This is a genomic window from Rhizobium alarense, from assembly GCF_021555155.1.
GTDB lineage: Bacteria > Pseudomonadota > Alphaproteobacteria > Rhizobiales > Rhizobiaceae > Rhizobium_D > Rhizobium_D alarense.
The window spans coordinates 33,670-49,123 of sequence record NZ_JAKGBU010000031.1 but is presented as its reverse complement, the minus strand read 5'-3'; the positions used below and the strand labels follow the sequence as shown (position 1 = coordinate 49,123).

Sequence of the window (15,454 nt, the reverse complement as noted above, 5' to 3'; positions counted from 1 at the left end):
CGTCGCCAACATCGCGGCGAAGGACGGCGGCGCCGAGATCGTGCATGGCAACGGCAAGGTGGTGCGCGCCCGTCTCTCCGACGCCCGCCACTTCTGGAGCCGCGACCAGCGCGACCTGCCGGACCTCGACACGCTGGCGGCGTCAGCGGAAAAGTTCGGCCTCGATCTTTCAAAGCCGCTCGACCAGCGCATGGCGAAGCTCGACGCGCTGGACGTCACCTTCCATGCCAAGCTCGGCACGCAGGGCGAGCGGGTCAGCCGCATCCGCACGCTGGCGGCGGACCTCGCCAAGGTCACCGGCGCCGACCCGGCGCTCGTCGACCGCGCCGTCGTGCTCGCCAAGGCGGACCTGCGCACCGAGGCGGTCGGCGAGTTCCCCGAGCTCCAGGGTATCATGGGGCGCAAATACGCCGTCCTGCAGGGCGAGGACCCGGCGGTGGCCGAGGCCATCGAGGATCACTACAAGCCGCAAGGCCCCTCCGACCGCGTGCCGGCCGGCAAGGTGGCGCTGACCGTTGCGCTCGCCGACAAGCTGGACACGCTGGTCGGTTTCTGGGCGATCGACGAGAAGCCGACGGGGTCGAAGGACCCGTATGCGTTGCGACGGGCTGCGCTGGGTGTTATTCGCACCATGCTTGACAATGAAATCGGCTTTGATGTGATTTCAGTATGCTATGCCCATGCCCGCAACTGCGGATACAGTGCGCCAATGGATCTAGCGTTTGATCTCGCAACATTCTTCGCTGACCGTCTAAAGGTTCAGTTGCGGGAAGATGGCATCCGACCGGACTATGTCGACGCTGTTTTCGATAAGGGAATGCTAGATCAAAACCAGGTGCCGGGAATGGAGAATGTGAAGAATATTCTGTCCATCAGCCGGCGTGCGGCGGCGCTTAAGCAGTTCCTTGATTCCGAGGACGGCCGCAATCTGCTCGCCGGCACCAAACGCGCGACGCAGCTTCTGGCGGCGGAAGAGAAGAAGGGCACGGCAGTCGCGACAAGCGTCTCGCCCGACCTTCTGACGCTCGACGCCGAGAAGGCGCTGCACGCCGCGACCGTCACCGCGTCCGCCGAGGCGGCGGATGCCGTCGCGAAGGAGGATTTCCGTTCGGCCATGGCGGCGCTGTCGAAGCTGCGCGCGCCCGTCGACCGCTTCTTCGACGACGTGCTCGTCAACGACGACGACCCCGCGATCCGCGCCAACCGCCTCGCGCTGCTGGCCGCCATCCGCGCGGCAACCGGCACGGTCGCGGACTTCTCGAAGATATCGGGCTAGGCAGGGCACAGATCCCGCACAAACCTTCAAGCCGGCGCCCGTGCTGCCGGCTATCACCTCCCGCGTCAATCGAAGGGAGATGATCTGATGGACGCGACGACGAAGACCTGCACGCCGATCAATTTTGCCGAGAAGCTGTCGCTCATCGCCGAGCACTGGCCGCCGCGCGTCATTGCCGAGCTCAACGACTACCAGTTCAAGATCGTGCGCATCGAGGGTGATTTCATCTGGCACGATCACAAGGAGACCGACGAGGCCTTCATCGTGCTGGAGGGCACGCTGCGCATCGACTTCCGCGACGGGTTTGTCGCGCTCGGGCCGGGCGAGATGGTGGTCGTGCCGAAGGGCGTCGAGCACAAACCCTTTGCGGCCGGCGAGGTGACGATGCTGCTGATCGAGCCGCGCGGCACGCTGAACACCGGCGACGAGGGCGGCGGGCGCACGGCGCAGAACGATCGCTGGATCTGACGCCGGCGCCGCGCCGGCCGCCACCGCCGGGCTTGCCCCCGGCCGCGAGTCGGGCGTAGAGCAGGGACATGTCGAAGATCCTGATCAGCGCCTGTCTCATGGGCCTGCCGGTGCGCTACAACGGCTCGGCGAAGCCGCTCGTCAACGCGGCGGTCGACCGCTGGAAGGCGGAGGGGCGGCTGGTGACGTTCTGTCCGGAGCTCGCCGGCGGCTTCCAGGTGCCGCGGCCGCCGGCCGAGATCGAACTGGGCATGACAGGGGCCGACGTGCTCGACGGGCGGGCGCGGGTGATGGAGGCGACGGGCGGCGATGTTTCGGCCGCCTATGTCGCCGGCGCCGGGACGGCGCTTGCCGTCGCGCGCGAGACCGGCTGCCGCTATGCGCTGCTCATCGACGGCAGCCCGTCCTGCGGCTCCGGCTTCGTCCATGACGGCAGTTTCTCGGGACGGCGCCATGCCGGCGAGGGCGTCACCGCCGCGCTGCTTAGGCGAAACGGCATCGCGGTCTTCTCGGACCGGGAGGTGGAGGATCTTGTCGCGCTGGTCGCGGCGCAAGACCCGTCTCCATAACGCGATTGCGCCCCCGCTTCTCTTCAGGGGCGCAACGCATCCGCCGGAGCGGATGACCCGATCGGTTTTGGGCCGATGGGGCAGGGATCACTGCAATATGGGGTCAGTTGACCCGCAATTCAAATGTCGCGGTGTCCAGCGCCTTTGCCGGGACCGTGCCGCCGGCATTGGCCGTCGTGACATCGGCGGCCGCGCCGCGGGTGAGCGCGCCGGTCGTCGCCGCGGTATCGACCGTCTCGGCGGCCTTCTCCAGTTCGGCCGCTGCCGACGCCGTGTCGGTCGGCAGGTCGACGGCCTTGCTGACGAAGACGACGGGCGAACCGCCCATCCAGGACTCCGTGCGGAAGACCTTGCGCTCGCCGCCAACCTCGCGGACCTCCACCTTCTGGGTGCCGGGTGCGATCGCGTCGACCTGGTAGCTGTGTTCCATCGGTTTCGGCTTCGGCATCGGGCAATCGCCGCAGCGGATCGTCTCGATGCTGCTGTTCGTCGCCTCGCCCGAGGCCACGGGCTCGATCGACGAGGCGAGGGCCGGCGCGGCAAGAAGCGCGACGGCAAGGCTCAAGGTTGTTGCACGCATCCCAGTTCTCCCCGGTCTTTGCAGGGAGATTATCCGGACTGTCTTACGGTCCGGTCAGGAGAAATGGTAAAAATTGAATGATCTGGCGTTTTTTGGGCCCGTCGCGGCGTTCAAGCCCGATCGGCGTCCATGTCGACACGGAAGAGCACGGCGGTCGCATCGTCGCTGGTCTTGTAGCGGGGGTAGGCGCGCCCGTCCGGGTCGAGGCGGCGTTCGATGTCGCGCAGCTCGCCAAGCAGGTCCGCGAGCCCGCGCCCGGCCGCCGCCATGACCAGACCCGCCGGGTCGTAGCGGCCGTACTGGTCGCAGAGCGCGGCGAAGCCGTCCGAACACAGGAGCCCGGTGGCAGGCGCGCCGACGGGACACACCTCCCGCACCACATGGTCGGCGGCCCCGGGCACGGTTCCGAGCGTCCAGACGCGGGCGCCCGGACGGTTGCAGCGGGCGCGGCTCTCTCGCAGCTTTTCGCGCACGGCGGCATGTGCGCTCAGCGTGCCGTAGGCCTGCAACCCGCCCGCCTGCGCGATCGATCGCCGGGCTTCCTCGCGCTCGGCCGCCGCATTGCCACGCAGCGCACTCGTTTCGAAGACCGCGCCATCGGCGTCCGAGCGCAGGAACAGACGGCAATCGCCGAGGCCGTAGGAGACGAGCGCGCCGTCTTCGAGGCGCACCATCTGGAAGCCGGCGATCGGCAATGCCCAGGCCGGCAGCACCCGTCCGCCGGCAGCCGCAGCGACCGCTTCGCCGGCCTGCCGGTTGATGGCGTCCACCGCATCGCGCAGGGCCGCGCCGTCCGCCTCAAGGAACCGGCGGCAGGCGAAGTCCGCCAGCCATTCGGCGTCACTGCGAAAGTCGGGAAACAGCCGCTCGTCGGCAAGCCCTGTGGCGCCGTCGAGCACGAAGGCCGATTGCGGCGTGGCGCCCGAGCGGTCCTCGTTCTGGCCGCCGGGCCTGCCGGCATCGGTGATGCTGTCGCGAATCGTGATGCTGATCATGCGCGATGCATGCACCGCCAGTCGTGTCGGTTCTGTGACGGCGCCTCAGCGCCCGATCGCCCGCCAGCCGATGTCGCGGCGGCAGAAGCCGTTGTCCCACTCGACGCGGTCGAGGGCCGCATAGGCCGCCCGCTGCGCCGCTTCGACCGTCTCGCCCGTTGCCGTCACGTTGAGCACCCGCCCGCCTGTGGCGACGAGCGCGCCGTCCTTCATCGCCGTACCGGCGTGGAACACCTTCAGATGGCCGGAATCGTCCGGAAGCGACCGGATCGGCGTGTTCTTCTCGTAGGTGCCCGGATAGCCCTTCGAGGCGAGCACGACGGCGAGCGCCGTCTCGTCCCGCCAGGACGCCGACACCTGTTCGAGCGTGCCGGTCGCGGCAGCGTGGAGCAGCGGCAGCAGATCGCTGTCGAGCCGCATCATCAGCACCTGGCATTCCGGGTCGCCGAAGCGCACGTTGTATTCGATGAGCTCCGGCCCCTTCGCCGTGATCATCAGCCCGGCAAAGAGCACGCCGGAGAACGGATGGCCGTCGGCGGCCATGCCGCGGATCGTCGGCTCGATGATCTCCTTCATCGTGCGGGCCACCATCGCGCCGGTCATCACCGGAGCCGGCGAATAGGCGCCCATGCCGCCGGTGTTCGGCCCCGTGTCGCCGTCGCCGACCCGCTTGTGGTCCTGCGCCGAGGCGAGCGGCAGCGCCGACTTCCCGTCGCAGAGGCAGAAGAAGCTCGCCTCCTCGCCGTCGAGGAAGGCTTCCACCACCACCTCCGCGCCGGCCGCCCCGAAGGCGCCGTCGAAGCAGTCCTCGACGGCGGCAAGCGCCTCGTCGAGCGTCATGGCGACGGTGACGCCCTTGCCGGCGGCAAGCCCGTCCGCCTTGATGACGATCGGCGCACCCTGCTCGCGCACATAGGCCTTCGCCGCCGCGGCGTCCCGGAACCGCCGGTAAGCGCCGGTCGGGATGGCGTAGCGGGCGCAGAGATCCTTTGTGAAGCCCTTCGAGCCCTCGAGCTGTGCCGCCTCCTTCGACGGACCGAAGACGGCGATGCCGTCGGCCCTCAGCCGGTCGGCGATGCCGGCGACGAGCGGCGCTTCCGGGCCGACGACGACGAAGGTCACACCGTTCTCGCGGCAGAAGGCGGAGACGGCCGCATGGTCGTCGATGTCGAGGGTGACCAGCGTGGCACAGCCGGCGATGCCGGGATTGCCGGGTGCCGCATAGAGCGTGTCGAGCAGGGGGGACTGCGACAGCTTCCATGCCAGCGCATGCTCGCGCCCGCCCGAACCGATCAGCAGTACCTTCATGGCCAAACCCTCGTGTCACCCGTTGCGGGCGGGTTAAGGGGGCGGGCCGCAAAGGTCAAGGGGAGGAGGGCTTCGCCGGCATCCGCTCACAGGGTGGCGGGACCCTTTTCCTCGACCGGGGCGTCGAGTTCGGCGAGCGCGAGGTCGACGAGATGCACGTCCTCGTACCAGCCGTCGTCGTCCACCATGGCGCTTTCCGTAGCGGCGCGCTGCAGGCCGCGTGCCTCGACGCGCAGCTTCGTCAGCCGTGCGATCTTCTCGTCGTCGCTGATCGAGGCGTCGCTGCGGATGGCGTCGACCTTGAGTTCCATCGAGCTGACTGTCATGTCGGTCTCCTGTCGTTCGCCGAAGAAACGCCATCGTCGCGTGATCGTTCCGCGGACGGCCGGCCGGCCGCCGATTCCTTAGTGCATCGGTAACCAAACCGCTTTAAGGTCCGCGCCGACGCGGTCCGGAATCGTTTCGGGCGCACCGGCAGATGATGTGTCGAGGATAGTCATTGCGTAGCTCCGTTCTCGCCGCCGTCGCGGCAGCCGTCCTTTCCCTCCCCGCAACCGCTTCCGCCGCCGATCACTGGTGGTCCGGCGACTGGTACCTGAAGCTCGGCGCATCCGGAGCGGTGGGACCGCGCTTCGAGGGTTCCGACAGCTACATCTTCCAGGCGGCGCCGATGATCTCGCTCGGCAAGGCCGGCAACGTCGTGCGCTTTTCCTCGCGCAACGACAATCCCGCCTTCGCGCTGATCGATTCCGGCGCCTTCCGTGCCGGCATCACCGGCAAGCTCGTCATGCCGCGCGACAACGACGATTCCGACGATCTGCGCGGTCTCGCGCCGGTGAAGCTGGGCGTCGAGCTCGGCGGCTTCGCCGAGGTCTATCCGACCGACTGGCTGCGCCTGCGCGGCGAGGTTCGCCATGGCATCCGCAGCCATTCGGGCCTTGTCGCGGATGTCTCGGCCGACGCCTTCGCGGACGTGACCGAGACGGTGCGCGTCTCGGCCGGCCCGCGCATGACCTTCGCCTCCAACGACGCGATGGACGCCTATTACGAGGTGACGCCGGCCCGCGCCGCGCGCTCCGGTCTCTCGGCCTACAATCCGGATGGCGGCATCCAGTCGGCGGGGGTCGGCGCGGCCGTCAACTGGCAGGCGACGGACAAGATCGAGACGAGCCTCTTCGGCGAATACAAGCGCCTGATGGGCGATGCGGCCGATTCGAGCCTGGTGCGCGAACGCGGCAAGCGCGACCAGTTTCTGATCGGCGTTTCGGCCACCTACCGCTTCGACTTCACGATTCCCTGAGCGCTGCCGTCGCCGCGCTTGACCGGCGGGATGCCGCCTGCGATCTAGGCGCATGAGCCTGCATTCTCCCGATTCCGGCCGCGTCGCCGACGCGCCGTCCGACAACTGGGTCTACCGCGTCCTGCCGCGTCCCGCCTGGCCCTATGCGCAGCTCGCGCGCTGGGACAGGCCGATCGGCTGGCAGCTGCTGATGTGGCCCTGCTTCTGGTCGGCGGCGCTTGCGGCGAACGTGGCGCGCGACATCGCGCTCTTCAGCCTGCCGCAATTCCTCTTTCACCTGTTGCTGTTCTTTGCAGGCGCGGTCGCCATGCGCGGCGCGGGCTGCACCTACAACGATCTCGTCGACCACGAGATCGACATGGCGGTTGCCCGCACGCGGTCGAGGCCGCTGCCGTCGGGCCGCGTCACGCGCCTGCAGGCGAAGGTCTTCATGGTGGCGCAGGCGCTCGCCGGCCTCGTCGTCCTGCTGCAGTTCAATCGTTTCACGATCGGCCTTGGCGTCGCCTCGCTCGCCATCGTCGCGATCTATCCCTTCGCCAAGCGCTTCACCGACTGGCCGCAGGTCGTCCTGGGGCTGGCCTTTTCCTGGGGCGCGCTGATGGGCTGGGCGGCCGTCTTCGGCAGCCTCGCCACGGCGCCGGCCGTCCTCTATGCCGCCGCCATCGCCTGGACCGTCGGCTACGACACGATCTACGCCCATCAGGACAAGGAGGACGACGCGCTGATCGGCGTGCGGTCGACGGCGCGGCTGTTCGGCGACACGACGCGCACCTGGCTCATCGGGCTCTACGGCCTGACGGTGCTGCTCCTCATGCTCGCCTATATCCTCGCAGGCGTCGGCGCGTTCGCTTATGCCGGGCTCGGGCTGGCCGCCGTGCTGCTCGCCTGGCAGATCGTCACGCTCGACATCGATGACGGCGAGCAGTGCCTGGCGCTCTTCAAGTTCAACAACGTCGTCGGTCTGATCGTCTTTCTCGGGCTCGTCGCCGCGCTCGCCTTCGCCTGACGCGCCGCCGTCAGGCCCAGCTCTGCTCGCGCGGCACCAGGACCTTCGGTTCCTCGAAGGCGTGGAAGAAGCGGTCGATGCGAATGAGGAGGCTCTTGAGGAGTCCGGTCATGATGTCTGTCCCTTGAAATCCGGTGAAGAGGCCGGTCTGCGCCGGCTGTTGACCGGTTCTCGCATCCGCGCCCGCTCGGATCTGTTCCCGGGGGAACAAGACAGGCAAAAACCGGCCGCGTCGCGGCCGGTTCATGGCAGTCGAGGGGTAATAGCGTGTCAGTCGCGGGCGATGATCTCGCGGCCGTCGATCTTCATGGCAAGGCCGAGCCGGCCGGTCGTGCGGCGCACCAGGAAGCGCGGCCGGCGGTCGGCGAAGTAAGAGTGGCGTCGGCGCGGTTTGACGGGCCGCGCCGCGATCTGGCCGATATGCTCTTCCAGCGGCCGGGCGACACCGTCGGCCTCGACCATCAGCATCGGGATCTTGAAGGACTCGGCCCAGCCGCGCCAGTCGGCGGCGATGTCGCAGAGGTCGTGCGCCACCAGCAGCGGGATGCAGAGATCCGGATCGTCGTGATGCAGTTCGAGCGTCACGGTGACCTCGCCGTTGCCGTGGTCGATGGCACGGGCGGCGACACCCTTGAAGGCGCGCGCCGGCAGGGCGATCGAAAGCGGCAGGCCGCTTGCGGGGAGAACCTTGCGCATCACCGCGCCGCGTTCGTCGATGGTGATCATGACCTCGCCGACCCCGTCGCGAACGGCATAACTTACCTGCTGCGGGAAGCGCTTGGGGTCCAGTCGGAGCGTGCTGCCGGCCCAGGCCGGCTTGGTGACGGTATTCAGCATGTCTTTCGTCCTGTCTTCCTTGAGAGCCGGTGTTCCGGTCGTCCCATCGGGACTTTTCGTCCTCTATGGGGGAAGCTTAGGCGCGTGCCCTTCCGCTCGGCTTAAAAATCGCGGTTAAGAAAACTTTGCGTCCTCAAATGGTTAGCGAATGCGAATCCGTCAGGGTTTCCAGTTCGTGAAGCAGCTCGCGTGCATCACGCGTTTTGCGGGAAAGCGTCGGGCAAGGCTCGGCGGGCAAAATGGCGAAGAGGCCGCCCTGCGCGCGGCCCGCCGAGACCCCGTCCGAAGGAACCCGTCCAGCGATGTTGTCGACCTTTACGAGCTACAACCTCATTACCCGTGATCTGCTCACTAGCCTGACGCGGACGCAGCAGGATTCGATCAATGCGCGGGAAGAGACCTACTACAAGGAGAACATCGGCAAGGTCACCTCGGTCGACGAATTCCTCGACGACTATCGCCTGTTCAACTACGCGATGAAGGCCTACGGCCTCGAGGACATGACCTATGCCGCCGCCTTCATGCGCAAGGTGCTGGAAAGCGACCTCTCCGACGACAGCAGCTTTGCCAATTCGCTGACGGACAGCCGCTATCGCGACTTCGCCGCTGCCTTCAATTTCCAGGAGGAGACGCCGGTCGCCCAGACGGAGGCGCAGCTCGACGACGTGATCGGCCTTTACACGGCCGGAGTCGAGAGTGCCGGCAGCGCGATCCAGGAGGAGACGCGCTATTACAACATCGTCATCGACAAGGTCGACAACGTCACCGACATCTTCCAGAACGATCGGCTGAAGGCCTATGTGTTCCAGGCCTTCGGCATCGACGAGGACACCTATTCCTACCAGAACATCCGCGACGTCATGACGAGCGACATCGACGACACGGACAGCTACGTCAACCAGACCTACGTGCCCTATATCGAGGAGCTGGAGCAGAAGATCGCGGATGCGACGACCCAGTTGTCCGACACCAGCCTCACGACCGAGGAACGGAGCGCGATCCGCGCCGACATCACCACCTGGAACGGGTTCATCGACACGGCCGAAGGGTATCTGGAACTCGCGTCCGCCTTCAACTTCAATGAGGACGGCACGGTTCCCGACGGTGAGACCGCCCAGACCGCCGACATGAAGGCGGCGACCAACGAGGCCTATACGCTTGCCAACCCGCGCGTGACCTCGGCAGCGGCGCTGCTCAACAAGGCCTATTTCGAGGAAGCGATCCAGAGCATCACCACGGTCGACGACTTCGTTGCCGACAGCCGGCTGGTTGACTATGTCAGGACGGCCTATGAACTGACGGAAGTATCGATCGTCAACGCGACGATCGAGAACATCCTGACGAGCGATCCCGACGATCCGACCAGCTACATCTATACGGTCGGCAACGGCGACGAACGCTTCATCGCTCTGGCGAGCGCCTTCAACTTCAACGAGGACGGCACGCTCGACGACGGCGTGACGGCGCAGGTCGGCACCCAGACGGTCGCGACCTCCAATCTCTACATGGTGCACTACAACGACGCGGATGACGAAGCCGACGAGACGCTGATCTCCGGCTACAAGGCCGACGTGGCGGAGCTCGAGTCCGTCGACGATTTCATCGATTCCGACAGTGTCGTGGAACTCGCCCTCAAGGCCTTCGGGCTCGATCCGGACAGCGTTTCCACCTATACGCTCAAGCAGGTGCTTCTCAGCGATCTCAACGACCCGAAGAGCTACGTCTACCAGTTGAAGGACGAGCGTTTCGTCGAGCTCGCCAAGGCGTTCAATTTCGATGAGGAGGGCGCCATTACCGTGCCGCTGATGGCGCAGAGTGAAACGCAGATCCTCGCCGTCTCGCAGCTCTACGTCCTCGAAAAGTCCCGCTTTGGCACGGACGAGGAGCAGGAGACGGCCGAGGAGGAAGCAAGTTATTACTCGGAGGAAATCCAGAAGATCGAAACGCTGGACGAGTTCCTGTCGAACGAACGGCTGGTCAATTTCGTGCTCGAGGCGAACAGGATCGATCCGGAAACCGTCACGCCGGAATTCCTCCAGGAGGTTTTTGCCTCCGACCTCGACGATCCGGAGAGCGTCGCCAACACACAGGAGAATCGCGCCTGGCGCTGGATCGTCAGTTCCTTCAACTTCGACGCCGAGGGCAATGTCGCCGATGTCGAGGACGGCACGATCCAGCTCCGGCAGGGTGTCTACAAGACGATCGACTACTATATCCGCCAGGCGATGGAAGAGACGGCGGGCGAGGACAATGCCGGCGTGCGGCTGGCACTGTATTTCGAACGCAAGGCGCCGACCATCACCAGCGCTTACGACATCCTGGCCGACGACGCGCTCTACGAGGTGTTCAAGGTCACCTACGGCGTTTCCGACGAGGTGGGCAATGCCGACGTCGACGCGCAGGCCGAGATGATCGAGCGCTATCTCGATCTGGAAGAGCTCCAGGATCCGGAGTTCGTCAGCAAGATGATCGTCAAGTTCGCCGTGCTCTACGACACGGAAAACAATGTCGACACCTCCGCTGCCGTCACCGTGCTGTCGGGCGGCACCGCCGGCGTGAGCGCCGACCTGCTCCTCAGCCTCGCGCAACTGAGGGCGGGCGGCTCGTAAGGCGCGGCACGATCCTGCGACAGGCGCTTGTTCCTTACACGGGATCGTTATATTCGTATGGATATAACGATCCCGGAGGATGTTCCATGCGCCTGTTCCGCCGTTTCGCGATCCTGTTCGCGGCAAGCCTCGCACTCGGCTTCGCCCTGCTTTCGCCCGCCGGGGCATGGGCACAGGAAGACAAGGTCACGGTCTTTGCCGCCGCCAGCCTCAAGAATGCGCTCGACGATGTCGCGGCGGCCTGGAAGGCCGATGGCGGCGCGACGGTTCAGGCCTCCTATGCCGCCAGCTCCGCGCTGGCCAGGCAGATCGAGGACGGGGCGCCCGCCGACATTTTCCTCTCCGCCGATCTCACCTGGATGGATTATGTCGAGAAGGCCGGACGAATCGATCCTGCCACGCGCGGCAACCTCCTCGGCAATCGCATCGTTCTCGTCGGCCCGTCCGACGCGACCGGCACGGTGGAGCTGAAAGAAGGCACCGACCTCGCCAGGCTGCTCGGCGACGGACGGCTGGCGATGGGCAATGTCGATTCCGTGCCGGCCGGCAAATACGGCAAGGCGGCGCTCGAAAAGCTCGGCCTCTGGGACAGCGTCTCCGGCAGGACCGCGCAGGCCGAGAACGTGCGCGCGGCGCTGAAATACGTCTCGACCGGCGAGGCGCCGCTCGGCATCGTCTACAGGACGGATGCCGCGTCCGACCGGTCCGTGACGATCCTCGGCATCTTTCCGGAAGAGAGCCATCCGCCGATCATCTATCCCGTCGCCCTTCTGAAGGAATCGGCGTCGCCCCGGGCCGCGGCCTTCCTCGCGTTCCTGCGCAGCGGCACGGCGCGGGCGCTTTTCGAGAAGCAGGGTTTCGCGGTACTGCTGCCGCAGTCCAACTGACCGGGCATGGATGGGATGCAGCTTTCAACCGAGGAATGGGTTGCCATTCTCCTCACGCTCAAGGTGGCCTCGGTGGCGGCGCTGTGCTCGCTGCCGCCAGGCATCGCCGTGGCATGGCTTCTGGCACGCCGCCGCTTTCCCGGCCATAGCCTTCTCAATGCCGTCGTCCACCTGCCGCTGATCCTGCCGCCGGTGGTGACGGGTTATCTGCTTCTGCTCTCCTTCGGCAGGCGCGGGCCGTTCGGACGCTTTTTCGAGGAGGCGTTCGGCCTCGTCTTCTCCTTCCGCTGGACGGGCGCCGCACTTGCCGCCGCGATCATGGGTTTCCCGCTGATGGTGCGCGCCATCCGCCTGTCGATCGAGGCGGTGGACCGGCGGCTGGAGGCGGCAGCCTCGACGCTCGGTGCGAGCCCCGCGCGTGTTTTCCTGACCGTCACGCTGCCGCTCGCCCTGCCCGGCATCGCGGCCGGCCTGATCCTCTCCTTCGCCAAGGCGATCGGCGAGTTCGGCGCAACGATTACCTTCGTCTCCAACATTCCGGGCGAGACGCAGACGCTCTCGGCGGCGATCTATACCTATACGCAGGTGCCCGGTGGCGACGCCGGGGCGCTGCGCCTGACGCTGATCGCGATCCTCGTCTCCTTTGCCGCGCTGGTCGCCTCGGAACTGGTCGCCCGTCGGCTTGCCGCCCGCGTGGAGTTCGCATGAAGGATCTGTCGGTCTCGATCCGCCATCGGCAGGGTGCCTTCGCGCTCGCGGTCGACATCCGTGCGGGTGCCGGCCTGACGGCGCTTTTCGGCCCGTCCGGCTCGGGCAAGACGACGGTGATCAACGCGGTCGCCGGCCTGCTGCGCCCGACCGGAGGATCGATCCGCTTCGGCGACACCGTCTGGTTCGACGCGACCCGCGGTACCTTCGTTCCGCCGCATCGGCGCCGCATCGGCTACGTCTTCCAGGAGCCCCGGCTCTTTCCGCATATGGGCGTCAGGCAGAACCTCCTCTATGGCCGGCGCTTCCTGCCAGGGGACGCGCGCGCCGTCGCCTTCGACGACGTGGTGTCGATGCTCGGTATCGCGCATCTGCTTGACCGCCGGCCGTCCGGCCTGTCCGGCGGCGAGAAGAGCCGCGTCGCGATCGGCCGGACGCTGCTTTCGGCACCGGAGCTCCTGCTGATGGACGAGCCGCTCGCCTCGCTCGATGCTGCCCGCAAGCAGGAAATCATGCCCTATATCGAACGCGTGCGCGACGAGACGGGCGTGCCGGTGCTCTATGTCAGCCACGCGGTCGGCGAGGTGGCGCGGCTTGCGACCTCTGTCGTGCTCATGGAGGAAGGCCGGGTGCGGGCGTCCGGCAGCCCGTCGGAGCTTCTGACGCTGCGCACCGCCGGCGGCGCCTGGCGGCCCGGCGCCTTCATCGACGCGGTGATCGAGCAGCACCGGCCGGAGCACGGCCTGACGCTCGCTCGCGCCCGCTGCGGGCTGCTGCACTTGAGAACCGTCGCTCTCGCCGAGGGAAGCCGCGTTCGCCTCCATATCCCGGCCGGCGAGGTGATGCTTGCCCGTCACCGGCCGGAGGCGATCAGCGCGCTCAACATCCTGCCGGGAACGGTTGTCGAGCTTTCCGGCGGCGAGGGGCCGGACCTCGTCGCGACCATCGATTGCGGCGACCGCATCGTGGCGCAGATCACCCGCCATTCCGCCGGACAGCTCGGCCTTGCGCCCGGCACGCCGGTGCATGTCCTCTTCAAGGCGGTCTCCCTCGACGAGGCGGAGCTTTTCCGGCAGGAGGCCTGATCAGTCGTCGGTGTCTCCCGGCGCCGCCTTCGGCGCCTTGCCTTCGAAACCACCGTCCATGTTGGCGCCGAGCCAGGCGAGCTCCTCGGCATAGACGTCGCGCGCCCGCGCCTCCATCGCGCGGTAGCGGATGAGCACTTCGGCGCCGAAGGGCGTCAGCGTCGCGCCGCCGCCCGCCTTGCCGCCATGCTTGGCGGCGATCACCGGCGTGGTGAACATGCGGTTGATCTCGTCGGCAAGCAGCCAGGCGCGGCGGTAGGACATGCCCATGGCGGCACCGGCGGCGCGGATCGATCCCACCGCCTGCACCCGCTCCATCAGGTCCACCTTGCCGGGGCCGAGGCGCGCGCCGGTCACGAAGTCGAAGCGCAGGCTCGGCCAGGCCTTGCGCCTGTTCATCGGCCGGTCCTCAGCACCTTGCCGGGATTCATGATGCCGGCCGGGTCGAAGGACCGCTTGATGCGCTGCATCAGCTCGATCTCGATCGGCGTGCGGATCTCGGCGAGTTCGTCGCGCTTCAATTGGCCGATGCCGTGCTCCGCCGAGATCGAACCGCCGTATTTCAGCACGATGCCGTGGACGAGCGCGGCGATCTCCCGCCAGCGGCCGAGGAAGGCCTGCTTGTCGGCACCGACGGGCTGCGAGATGTTGTAGTGGATGTTGCCGTCGCCCATGTGGCCGAAGGCGCAGATGCGCGCGCCGGGCATGGCCGTCAGCACCGCCGCATCCGCCTCCGCCATGAAGGCCGGAATGCTGGAGACCGGCACCGAGACGTCGTGCTTGATCGAGCCGCCCTCCGGCCTCTGTGCCGGCGACATGCTCTCGCGCATGTGCCAGAGCGCCCGGCGCTGCGCCTCGCTGGCGGCGATGACGGCATTCTCGACGAGGTTCGCCTCGATGCCTTCGGCGAGCAGCGTCTCGATCATCCGCGCCGCCGTTTCCGCGGCATCGGCGGTCGAGACGTCGATCAGGGCATACCAGGCATGCCGCGTCTGCAGCGGATCGCGCACGCCGGGGATGTGGCGCGTCGTGAAATCGACACCGATGCGCGGCATCAGCTCGAAACCGGTCAGCGCCGGCCCGCAGCGGCGCGCCGCCATCTCGAAGAGCGCGAGCGCGTCGTCGACCGAGCGGAGCCCGGCGAAGGCGACCTCGTGGCCGAGCGGCTGGGGGAAGAGTTTCAGCACCGCGCCGGTGATGACGCCAAGCGTGCCCTCGGCGCCGATGAAGAGGTCGCGCAGATCATAACCCGTATTGTCCTTCTTGAGCCTGCGCAGCCCGTCCCAGATCTCGCCCGTCGGCAGCACCACCTCCAGGCCGAGGCAGAGCTGGCGGGCATTGCCGTAGGCGAGCACCGCCGTGCCGCCGGCATTGGTCGACAGGTTGCCGCCGATCTGGCAGGAGCCCTCCGAGCCGAGCGACAGGGGAAACAGCCGGCCGGCTTTCTCCGCCGCCGTCTGGAGGTCCGCAAGGACGACGCCGGCATCGGCAACGAGGATGTTGCCCACCGGATCGACGTCGCGGATGCGGTTCAGCCGCGACAGCGACAGCACGACATCCGCCGCTCCCTCGCGCGGGATCTGCCCCGCCACGTGGCCGGTATTGCCGCCTTGCGGCACGATCGCCGTGCGCGTCTCGGTCGCGAGCCTCAAGACTTGCGACACCTCCTCGACGCTGCCGGGACGCAGCACGAGCGGCGAGGTGCCGCGATAGAGCCCGCGCGTCTCGACGAGATAGGGCGCGATCGTTTCCGGGTCGATGACGGCATGCGCCTCTCCGGTGATCGCGGCGAAGCGGGCGATGAGGGCGGGCGAAAGCGTCGTCAC

Annotated in this window: 16 protein-coding genes; 9 read left to right on the top strand and 7 right to left on the bottom strand. The window is 67.2% G+C overall.

Annotated elements, in window-relative coordinates; genetic code table 11:
• The 3 genes from glyS to LXM94_RS11855 all read left to right on the top strand — a co-directional run.
• Nucleotides 1-1,276 (top strand): glycine--tRNA ligase subunit beta (gene glyS, locus LXM94_RS11865; protein ID WP_235771551.1); only part of this gene is annotated, 1,276 nt, incomplete at its 5' end.
• A gap of 87 nt (nt 1,277-1,363) precedes the next feature.
• Nucleotides 1,364-1,744, top strand: a complete 381-nt coding sequence (locus LXM94_RS11860; RefSeq protein WP_235771549.1) for a cupin domain-containing protein — start codon at nt 1,364-1,366, stop codon at nt 1,742-1,744.
• A 68-nt stretch (nt 1,745-1,812) separates the two neighbouring features.
• Nucleotides 1,813-2,313, top strand: a complete 501-nt coding sequence (locus tag LXM94_RS11855) for a DUF523 domain-containing protein (RefSeq protein ID WP_235771548.1) — start codon at nt 1,813-1,815, stop codon at nt 2,311-2,313.
• A gap of 103 nt (nt 2,314-2,416) precedes the next feature.
• Here the strand turns inward: LXM94_RS11855 and LXM94_RS11850 are convergent, their stop codons facing one another.
• From LXM94_RS11850 to LXM94_RS11835, 4 genes are all read right to left on the bottom strand, one after another.
• A complete protein-coding gene (locus LXM94_RS11850; protein ID WP_235771546.1) occupies nt 2,417-2,893 on the bottom strand; it encodes a plant virulence effector HPE1-like domain-containing protein in 477 nt (158 codons plus the stop codon).
• Nucleotides 2,894-3,003: 110 nt separating this feature from the next.
• Entirely contained in the window at nt 3,004-3,888 is an 885-nt protein-coding gene (locus LXM94_RS11845; protein WP_235771544.1) for a hypothetical protein, read from the bottom strand.
• Between the two features lie 45 nt (nt 3,889-3,933).
• Nucleotides 3,934-5,196, bottom strand: a complete 1,263-nt coding sequence (gene purD / locus LXM94_RS11840; protein WP_235771542.1) for a phosphoribosylamine--glycine ligase — start codon at nt 5,194-5,196, stop codon at nt 3,934-3,936.
• Nucleotides 5,197-5,282: 86 nt separating this feature from the next.
• Nucleotides 5,283-5,522 carry a hypothetical protein gene (locus LXM94_RS11835; protein WP_235771540.1) on the bottom strand — a complete coding sequence of 80 codons (240 nt, stop codon included), beginning with the start codon at nt 5,520-5,522 and terminating at the stop codon, nt 5,283-5,285.
• Between the two features lie 173 nt (nt 5,523-5,695).
• Between LXM94_RS11835 and LXM94_RS11830 the strand changes: the two genes are divergently transcribed.
• Both LXM94_RS11830 and ubiA read left to right on the top strand, forming a co-directional pair.
• Nucleotides 5,696-6,496: a MipA/OmpV family protein gene (locus tag LXM94_RS11830; protein ID WP_235771538.1), complete on the top strand. Its 801-nt coding sequence runs from the start codon at nt 5,696-5,698 to the stop codon at nt 6,494-6,496.
• A 52-nt stretch (nt 6,497-6,548) separates the two neighbouring features.
• Complete coding sequence (ubiA, locus tag LXM94_RS11825; RefSeq protein WP_235771536.1) at nt 6,549-7,502, top strand: 4-hydroxybenzoate octaprenyltransferase; 954 nt, start codon at nt 6,549-6,551, stop codon at nt 7,500-7,502.
• 270 nt (nt 7,503-7,772) lie between these two features.
• On the opposite strand, the gene LXM94_RS11820 is transcribed toward ubiA, so the two are convergent.
• The gene (locus tag LXM94_RS11820; protein ID WP_235771534.1) at nt 7,773-8,339 is read right to left on the bottom strand and encodes a DUF6101 family protein; all 567 of its coding nucleotides are present in this window, start codon (nt 8,337-8,339) and stop codon (nt 7,773-7,775) included.
• A gap of 302 nt (nt 8,340-8,641) precedes the next feature.
• Here LXM94_RS11820 and LXM94_RS11815 point away from each other — a divergent pair, with 302 nt between their 5' ends.
• The 4 genes from LXM94_RS11815 to modC all read left to right on the top strand — a co-directional run bounded on the left by LXM94_RS11815 (nt 8,642) and on the right by modC (nt 13,628).
• Nucleotides 8,642-10,948: a DUF1217 domain-containing protein gene (locus LXM94_RS11815; protein ID WP_235771533.1), complete on the top strand. Its 2,307-nt coding sequence runs from the start codon at nt 8,642-8,644 to the stop codon at nt 10,946-10,948.
• Nucleotides 10,949-11,034: 86 nt separating this feature from the next.
• Nucleotides 11,035-11,835 carry a molybdate ABC transporter substrate-binding protein gene (modA, locus tag LXM94_RS11810; RefSeq protein ID WP_235771531.1) on the top strand — a complete coding sequence of 267 codons (801 nt, stop codon included), beginning with the start codon at nt 11,035-11,037 and terminating at the stop codon, nt 11,833-11,835.
• Nucleotides 11,836-11,841: 6 nt separating this feature from the next.
• Nucleotides 11,842-12,543, top strand: a complete 702-nt coding sequence (gene modB, locus LXM94_RS11805; protein ID WP_235771529.1) for a molybdate ABC transporter permease subunit — start codon at nt 11,842-11,844, stop codon at nt 12,541-12,543.
• A complete protein-coding gene (gene modC / locus LXM94_RS11800) occupies nt 12,540-13,628 on the top strand; it encodes a molybdenum ABC transporter ATP-binding protein (protein WP_235771527.1) in 1,089 nt (362 codons plus the stop codon). Before modB ends, modC begins: the two co-directional genes overlap by 4 nt.
• Here the strand turns inward: modC and LXM94_RS11795 are convergent, their stop codons facing one another.
• Both LXM94_RS11795 and LXM94_RS11790 read right to left on the bottom strand, forming a co-directional pair.
• Nucleotides 13,629-14,027, bottom strand: coding sequence for a winged helix-turn-helix domain-containing protein (locus LXM94_RS11795; protein WP_235771525.1), 399 nt, complete (start codon nt 14,025-14,027; stop codon nt 13,629-13,631).
• Complete coding sequence (locus tag LXM94_RS11790; protein WP_235771523.1) at nt 14,024-15,454, bottom strand: FAD-binding oxidoreductase; 1,431 nt, start codon at nt 15,452-15,454, stop codon at nt 14,024-14,026. The genes LXM94_RS11795 and LXM94_RS11790 overlap by 4 nt, the downstream gene beginning before the upstream one ends.